The sequence below is a fragment of the Streptomyces sp. NRRL B-24085 genome, from assembly GCF_001282115.1.
Lineage (GTDB): Bacteria > Actinomycetota > Actinomycetes > Streptomycetales > Streptomycetaceae > Streptomyces.
The window spans coordinates 1-7,632 of sequence record NZ_LJBR01000371.1 but is presented as its reverse complement, the minus strand read 5'-3'; the positions used below and the strand labels follow the sequence as shown (position 1 = coordinate 7,632).

The 7,632-nt window shown below is 71.5% G+C and carries 9 protein-coding genes; 3 read left to right on the top strand and 6 right to left on the bottom strand.

The window, feature by feature from the left end:
- Nucleotides 1–950: winged helix DNA-binding domain-containing protein (locus AOJ26_RS33335; protein WP_053852104.1), on the bottom strand; the 950-nt coding region annotated here is incomplete at its 3' end.
- A gap of 236 nt (nt 951–1,186) precedes the next feature.
- Between AOJ26_RS33335 and AOJ26_RS33330 the strand changes: the two genes are divergently transcribed.
- Nucleotides 1,187–2,527 carry a DUF2252 domain-containing protein gene (locus AOJ26_RS33330; RefSeq protein WP_053852102.1) on the top strand — a complete coding sequence of 447 codons (1,341 nt, stop codon included), beginning with the start codon at nt 1,187–1,189 and terminating at the stop codon, nt 2,525–2,527.
- Between the two features lie 146 nt (nt 2,528–2,673).
- Nucleotides 2,674–2,961 carry a hypothetical protein gene (locus tag AOJ26_RS33325; RefSeq protein WP_053852101.1) on the top strand — a complete coding sequence of 96 codons (288 nt, stop codon included), beginning with the start codon at nt 2,674–2,676 and terminating at the stop codon, nt 2,959–2,961.
- Between the two features lie 30 nt (nt 2,962–2,991).
- Here AOJ26_RS33325 and pspAB read toward each other — a convergent pair whose 3' ends face one another.
- The 5 genes from pspAB to glnA form a co-directional block, all read right to left on the bottom strand.
- The gene (gene pspAB, locus AOJ26_RS33320) at nt 2,992–3,576 is read right to left on the bottom strand and encodes a PspA-associated protein PspAB (protein ID WP_053852100.1); all 585 of its coding nucleotides are present in this window, start codon (nt 3,574–3,576) and stop codon (nt 2,992–2,994) included.
- Nucleotides 3,577–3,578: 2 nt separating this feature from the next.
- Nucleotides 3,579–4,496 (bottom strand): zinc metalloprotease HtpX, encoded by a 918-nt coding sequence (gene htpX, locus AOJ26_RS33315; protein ID WP_053852103.1) that lies wholly within the window; start codon nt 4,494–4,496, stop codon nt 3,579–3,581.
- Between the two features lie 190 nt (nt 4,497–4,686).
- Nucleotides 4,687–4,986, bottom strand: a complete 300-nt coding sequence (locus tag AOJ26_RS33310; protein ID WP_143663656.1) for a hypothetical protein — start codon at nt 4,984–4,986, stop codon at nt 4,687–4,689.
- Nucleotides 4,987–5,076: 90 nt separating this feature from the next.
- Complete coding sequence (locus AOJ26_RS33305) at nt 5,077–5,334, bottom strand: hypothetical protein (protein WP_053852098.1); 258 nt, start codon at nt 5,332–5,334, stop codon at nt 5,077–5,079.
- Nucleotides 5,335–5,444: 110 nt separating this feature from the next.
- The gene (gene glnA / locus AOJ26_RS33300) at nt 5,445–6,854 is read right to left on the bottom strand and encodes a type I glutamate--ammonia ligase (protein WP_053852097.1); all 1,410 of its coding nucleotides are present in this window, start codon (nt 6,852–6,854) and stop codon (nt 5,445–5,447) included.
- A 200-nt stretch (nt 6,855–7,054) separates the two neighbouring features.
- Between glnA and AOJ26_RS33295 the strand changes: the two genes are divergently transcribed.
- Complete coding sequence (locus tag AOJ26_RS33295) at nt 7,055–7,525, top strand: RDD family protein (protein ID WP_053852096.1); 471 nt, start codon at nt 7,055–7,057, stop codon at nt 7,523–7,525.
- Nucleotides 7,526–7,632: the final 107 nt, after the last annotated feature.

Here is a 7,632-nt window from a genome sequence, read left to right as displayed (position 1 = left end):
GGTCTGAGGGCGGGCGCCAGGTACCAGTCCCGTTGCTGCCAGCCCATCGCCGTCGGATCGAGCCCGGGAAGCAGCGCGGCCCACGGTTCCACGGGCTCCACGACCGGATCGGCGTCACCGGCGACGACGTAGGCCGGGCCCTCGTCGACGGTGACCCGTACCGCGCTGATCGCCGAGAGCGCGCGGCGGACGTCGGTCACCTTCCAGCCCGTCCACCACTTCAGGTCCGCCTCCGTGGCCGGCCCGCACACCGTGAGCCAGCGCCGCAGCAACTCCGCCTGGGCCTCGGCCGCGTCGAGCTCCGGGTGCGGCGGCGCCACGGCCCAGCGGAACTGCGAGGACATCCAGGTGCCGAGCGGCCGGCCGCGAACCACCTTGCCCTCCACCCCGAGCACCCGCAGCAGCCGGCTCCCGACGGTGTGGACGCCCTCGTAGCTCTTGCCGGCCGCGTACGCGAACTGCACCCGCAGCCGGGGCTCGTCCTCGGCGAGCTCCGACGCCGTGGCCTGCCCGCGCCGGGCGAGCGCGGCCAGCGCCGACTCCTCGACCTCCTTCAGCCAGGCCGCGTCCGGGGCACCGGCCTTCGCCATGTCCTGGATGAGGGAGGCCCGTTCCCGTGCGGCGACCGTGAGACCGGTCGAGGCGTGCACGACCGCGGTGAGCTCGGTCGGGAAAGCGAACACGGTGTGCCGCATCCCGTGCATCCGCACCAGGGACCGGTCCTCGTACAACGCCCGTTCGGTCCCGGCCACGGTCCCGGAGGGATCCGTGAGCCGTGCGCCGACGGCCAGATACACGGTCGCGGGGTCGGACCCGTGCAGCGCGACCAGTGCCCCGGCCACCTCCTCGGGACTCTCCACACGCGCCGTCCTTGCCAGCTGCTGCCGCAGCCCGAGCCGAGCCCGCCGCTCGCCCGCCCCGACGTACCGCACTCCGTCATCCAAGCCCATACGGCCCATCCTGGCGCAGGGCACTGACAACGGGCCCGCAAGGTACTCCGGGAACCGCGCGACAGGCGCACCCCGCAGCCGTCCGACGACCCGACCGGGCACCCCGGCCGGCGAGCCCCCGGTCACTCGTTCGGCGTACCCCACATGCGCACGCCGCACCCCCGCCCTTCACTGCGATCAGGAGGTGACCCGCACACCGGCGACCAGGAGGCGGACGTGACCCACAGGCACGGCACATGAACACCCCCGGCACGCCCCAGGACCGCGGCCGGGCCGCCCGCAAACGCGTCCCCCGCTCCGCCCACGCCGGCTGGATCCCCTCCGTCGACCGCCCCGACCCCGTCGCCGTACTGGAAAGACAGGGCCGCGACCGGCTCCCGGAACTGCTGCCGATCCGGTACGGCAGGATGTCCGCCTCCCCCTTCGCGTTCCTGCGCGGCGCGGCCGCCGTGATGGCCGCCGATCTCGCCGCCCAGCCCCACTCCGGCCTCACGGTGCAGCTCTGCGGCGACGCCCACCTGCTGAACTTCGGTCTGTACGCCTCCCCGAAGCGCTCCCTGCTCTTCGACCTCAACGACTTCGACGAGACCTTCCCCGGTCCCTTCGAGTGGGACGTCAAGCGGCTCGCCGCGAGCGTCGCCGTCGCCGCCCGCGAGAACGGGCACAGCGAGGCCAAGGCCCACCGGGCGGCGGGGCAGGCGGTCACCGCGTACCGCACGGCCATGCGCGAGCTGGCCGGCCTGGGCGAGCTGGAGGTCTGGTACGCGAGCGTCGACGCCGACAGCCTGCTGCCCCTCGTCCGCTCGGCCCGCCGGCGCCGGCGCGTGGAGTCCAGCCTCACCCGGGCCCGCCGCCGCACCAGCCTCCAGGCCCTCGGCAAGCTCACCGAGGTCGCCGACGGCCGCCGCCGCATCATCCACGATCCGCCGCTCCTCGAACCGGCCGGCGGCCCCGACACGGCCGGCCTGCGCAAGCTCTTCAGCGACTACCGCTCCACGCTCTCCGAGGAGCGCCGGCTGCTCCTGGACCGCTACCGCTTCGTCGACGCGGCCCGCAAGGTCGTCGGCGTCGGCAGCGTCGGCATGCGCTGCTTCATCGTGCTGCTCACCGGACGGGACGCCGACGACCCGCTGTTCCTCCAGATCAAGGAGGCGCGGACGTCCGTGCTGGAGGAACACCTGCCGCACGGCCCGTACGTCCACCCCGGCCGCCGGGTGGTCGTGGGCCAGCGGCTGCTCCAGGCGGCGAGCGACATCTTCCTCGGCTGGATGAGCGGACCGCAGGGACGGGCCTTCTACTGGCGCCAGTTGCGTGACATGAAGGGGACCGCGGACGTCGCCGGCATGCCCCCGGCCGACCTCAGGTCCTACGCCCGTCTGTGCGGGAGCACGCTGGCCCGCGCCCACGCCCGCTCCGGCGACCGTGCCGCCATCGCCGCGTACCTGGGCGGCGCCGACACCTTCGACGAGGCGGTGGCCGACTTCGCGCTCGCCTACGCGACCCGGACCGAGGCCGACCACGCGGCCCTGTGCGCCGCCATCGCGGCAGGCGTCGTCAGGGCGGCCCCGGGGGAGTGAACCCCGGCCACCGGCGTGCGCCCGTGTGCAGGGCCGACGATCCGTCAACTCCCCGAGGGCGGGGAAAAGCCGCGCGCAGGGCTGGCATCAGCACGCCGCTCCGGGGCTAGGCTTCTGCACCACACCCACGCACACGGAGGCCCGTCATGGGCACCATCGTCCTTTCCGGGACCGTCGTCCTGGTCATCCTGGGCTTCGGGAACCACACCTGGTGGCTCGTCGCCGTAGCCCTGCTCTTCGTGTACATGCAGTACGGCCGGGGCGGTGCCTCGGCGTCGTCGTCGGGCGGTTCGTCCGGCGGCGGCTCGGGAGCCGTGCCCGGCAGCTACCGGGCCTACCGCGACCGCCGGGACAAGCAGGCCAAGTGGGACCGCCGTTACCGCCGCGAGCGTCCCCTGGAGTCGCGTCGGCAGGCACGGGAGAGAAAGGGCTAGGGACCTCTTCCGACGGCCCAGGTCCGGGGCTCAGAGGCCCGGGGCGCCCCACAGCGGGAACCAGCGGTTCAGGTCCTGCTCGATCCGCAGGTCGTTCGTGAGCGCGGCCTTCACCCGCAGTTCCAGCGGGTTGTCGCGCCGCTGTCCCGCACCGGGCAGCGGCGCGAAGGGGTAGAAGGTGCCGCGCTTGTAGAGGTAGACCAGCGCGAGGGAACGGCCATCGGTGTCCTCGAACGCGGCGAGCGAGCACAGCAGTTGCGGCCCAAAGCCGTTGACCTCCATCGAACTGTTCACCGCGTGCAGGTCGTTGACGAGCTGGGGGAGCTGGTCCGGGACGCGCTCCGAGACCAGCCAGGAGTAGCCGAACCCGTCCCTGGTGAGGCGGACCGGGGGACCGTCCCGTTCGGCGTCCGCGTCCAGCAGGGCCTGGACCTCCCGGTGCGTCTGCTCGAAGGCCGCGCCCTCGACCGTGGCGAAGCACACCGCCCCGCGCCCGGTCGGCGTGAAGGAGGCGGCCGCCTCCAGGGTGACGGCCGCCGACGGCAGCGCGAAGAGCTGGTCGAGATCGGGTGCGACGGGCTTCGTCCGCCCGAGCAGGATGTCCAGCAACCCCATCCTCAGCCCGCCTTCCCGGGCTCCACGGGCTCACCCAACTCCGCGGAGATCCGCCCCAGTTGCTCCAGCCGCTGCTCCAGGGACGGGTGGGTCGAGAAGATCCGCTCGATGCCGGGCTCCCTGCCGGTGGCGGGAGTGAAGTAGAAGGCGTTGAACGCCTGGGCGGTGCGCAGGTCCTTGGTGGGGATGCGGGCGAGCTCCCCGGAGACCTTGGTGAGCGCGGAGGCGAGGGCGGAGGGGCGGCCGGTGAGGTGGGCCGCGGCCCGGTCCGCCGCCAGCTCCCGGTACCGGGACAGCGCCCTGATCAGCAGGAAGCTGAGCGCGTACACCGCTGCCGAGACACCCATCACGGCGGCGAAGAGCACGGCGGTGTTCTGGTCCTTCCGCCCGCCGAAGACCTGGCTGTAGAACGCGAACCGGACGACGAGCCCGGCGATCACCCCGAGGAAGGACGCGACGGTGATCACGGCGACGTCCTTGTGCGCCACGTGCGACAACTCGTGCGCGAGCACGCCCTCCAGCTCGGCGGGCTCCAGCCGGCGCAGCAGCCCGGTGGTCACGCACACCACGGCGTTGTCCGGGTTCCGCCCGGTGGCGAACGCGTTGGGCATGTCCATCGTGGACACCGCGATCACCGGCTTGGGCATGTCCGCGATGGCGCACAACCGGTCGACCACGGCGTGCAGTTCGGGATACTCCTCCCGCCCCACGACCCGCCCGCGCATCGCGAACATCGCGATCCGGTCGGAGAACCAGAACTGCGCCACGAACATCACGGCGACCAGGGCCACGACCAGCAGCCAGGACTTCAGCAACACGATCAACGCGGCGACGAAGGCCACGTACAGCAGTCCCAGCAGGAACAGCGTGACCGTCATCCGCACGGCCAGCCGCCGGTCGCTCCGAAAACGACTCCGCATCCGCACCACCCCGCAGTAAGGCACTCGCCCCACACCTCAGTGTGCACCTGCCCCACCCCATGAAGCGGTCGCGATCAGCCCTGGTCCCGGCAAAGGCTCAGACCCTGAGCCCGGTCTGGGCTTGCGGAGTGCGGGGACCGGAGTGACGCCGAGGCGCTGTGGGCGTTGACCGCGCACCCGGATCCGGTGGTCAGGTCGTCGCGAGCCGTGCCTCGGTGAGGAGCCAGTCCGACCTTCCGTCCGGCTCGCCGGGACGCAGGACGCCGGGCAGCCCCTGCCGCAGGGCGTTCGTCAGCGCACGTCCGCCCTCGGTCCGCTCCCATGCCGCCGGCGACCAGGAGACCTCGCCATAGCCCGAGCCGTGCTCGCGGGCCCCGGTGTCCAGCGCGATCCAGGCGCTCGGATCGGCCGTGTCGACCGTCTCCCCGAGCGATGCCCCCTCCGCGAGGCGCACCGCGGCCGCCCCTACGTCCCCGATGTTCCCCCGCACGCCCACTCCCGGCCTCGATGTGTCCGGAGATCGTAGGCGCCACCAGCGCGAAGCGGCCCGCGATTTACCTGCTGAGCCCCGGCGGGCGGGCTAGTAGGACGCCCGGAAGTTCACGTACCCCAGCAGCAGGACGACCGCCGCCACGCTCCCGAACACGATCGCCGTCGACACCCACGACGAACGGCGAGGCGTCCTCAACTCGGCCTCGGCACGGAACGGCTGCGGCTTCGGCGGGTTCTCCTTCCACCGCGCCGCGAGCATCCGGGCCCGCGCCGAGGGCTCCTTGTACTCGGCCCCGTCGGCCCACTTGAGGTCGAACTCCCGCTCCACGTCGTCCTGTTCGGGCATCCCCACAGTCCCCCGTCCACCTTCTCGAACAACCGTGCCAGAACCATACGACGACGCCCCCGCCCCGAGAAACCGGGACGGGGGCGCCGTACGGACTGGCTGGGTGTCGATCACACGTCGAAGTACAGCTCGAACTCGTGCGGGTGCGGGCGGAGCTGGAGCGGGGCGATCTCGTTCGTGCGCTTGAAGTCGATCCACGTCTCGATCAGGTCCGGCGTGAAGACGTCGCCCTGGAGGAGGAACTCGTGGTCGGCCTCGAGGGAGTCGAGGACCGCCGGGAGGGAGGTCGGGACCTGGGCGACGTTCGCGTGCTCCTCGGGAGCCAGCTCGTACAGGTCCTTGTCGATCGGCTCGGCCGGCTCGATCTTGTTCTTGATGCCGTCCAGGCCCGCGAGGAGCAGCGCCGAGAAGGCCAGGTACGGGTTGCCGGAGGAGTCGGGCGCGCGGAACTCGACGCGCTTGGCCTTCGGGTTGGAGCCCGTGATCGGGATACGCATGGCCGCGGAGCGGTTGCGCTGCGAGTAGACGAGGTTGATCGGCGCCTCGAAGCCCGGCACCAGACGGTGGTACGAGTTCACCGTCGGGTTGGTGAAGGCCAGCAGCGACGGGGCGTGCTTGAGGATGCCGCCGATGTAGTAGCGGGCGGTGTCCGACAGGCCCGCGTAGCCGGCCTCGTCGTAGAAGAGCGGGGAGCCGCCGGCCCACAGGGACTGGTGGACGTGCATGCCCGAGCCGTTGTCACCGAAGATCGGCTTCGGCATGAAGGTCGCGGTCTTGCCGTTGCGCCAGGCCACGTTCTTCACGATGTACTTGAAGAGCTGGAGGTCGTCGGCCGCGGCGAGCAGCGTGTTGAACTTGTAGTTGATCTCGGCCTGGCCGGCGGTGCCCACCTCGTGGTGCTGGCGCTCGACCTGGAGGCCGGACTTGGCCAGCTCCAGGGAGATCTCGGCACGCAGGTCGGCGAAGTGGTCGACCGGCGGGACCGGGAAGTAACCGCCCTTGTAGCGGACCTTGTACCCGCGGTTGTCCTCCAGCGCACCGGTGTTCCAGGCGCCCGCCTCGGAGTCGATGTGGTAGAAGGACTCGTTCGACGACGTGGAGAAACGCACGCTGTCGAAGACGTAGAACTCCGCCTCGGGGCCGAAGTAGGCCGTGTCGGCGATGCCCGTCGACGCGAGGTAGGCCTCGGCCTTCTTCGCCACGTTCCGCGGGTCACGGCTGTACTGCTCGCCGGTGATCGGGTCGTGGATGAAGAAGTTGATGTTCAGCGTCTTGTCGCGGCGGAAGGGGTCGACCCGGGCGGTCGACAGGTCCGCGCGCAGCGCCATGTCGGACTCGTGGATGGCCTGGAAGCCGCGGATCGACGAGCCGTCGAAGGCGAGCTCCTCGTCCGGGTCGAACGCCTCGACGGGCAGCGTGAAGTGCTGCATGACGCCCGGCAGGTCGCAGAAACGGACGTCGACGAACTTGACGTCCTCGTCCGCGATGAACTTCTTGGCCTCGTCGGCGTTCTGGAACATCCAGCTCCTCCTACTCCCGACCGTTCCTGGACCGGGGTGGTAGTTCGTTCGTGCGGCCAGTGCGGTGGCACACGCTGTCCTCGACCCTAGGGACGGGTGGTTTCTCGGGCGTGACCCATTTGTTTCGCACAAGTTAACCGGACATCGTGGGCCCGGCCCCACCTGTCCGTATCCCGAAACGCTGGCAGTACCGTGGACGCGTGGACAAGAGGGATGCAATCGGATCGTGGCTCTCGGGCCCCCGCGCGGCCGCCGAGGACGCCGGTGTCGACTTCGGATACCGCGGACAGCAGCTCGGCCTGCCCGAGCAGGGGCCGGGGTCGATCGCCCGCCCCGGGCGCCGGCTGGGCGCACTGGCCGTGGACTGGGCGATGAGCGTCCTGATTGCATCCCAGTTGATCACGCAGAGCTACGGCGACCCGTCGACCTCGAACTGGTCGCTGCTGGTCTTCTTCGTGATGGGCGTCCTCACGGTCGGCACCCTCGGCTTCACCCCGGGCAAGCGCCTGTTCGGCCTGCGCGTGGTCGCCCTCGACACCGGCCGTGTGCACCCGGCGCGCGCCCTGCTGCGCACGGTCCTGCTCTGCCTCGCCCTCCCGGCCCTGATCTGGGACCGCGACGGCAGGGGCCTGCACGACCGCCTCGCGAAGACCGTGGAAGTACGCATCTGACGGGGGCCGGCGCGCTCCCCGCCCTCGGGGTTGTGCCGGGCCTGCCGCGCCCCCACGCGCTGGGACCGCCGCCCGCCGCGTCTCGCCGCCGCGCCCCGGCGCTATCC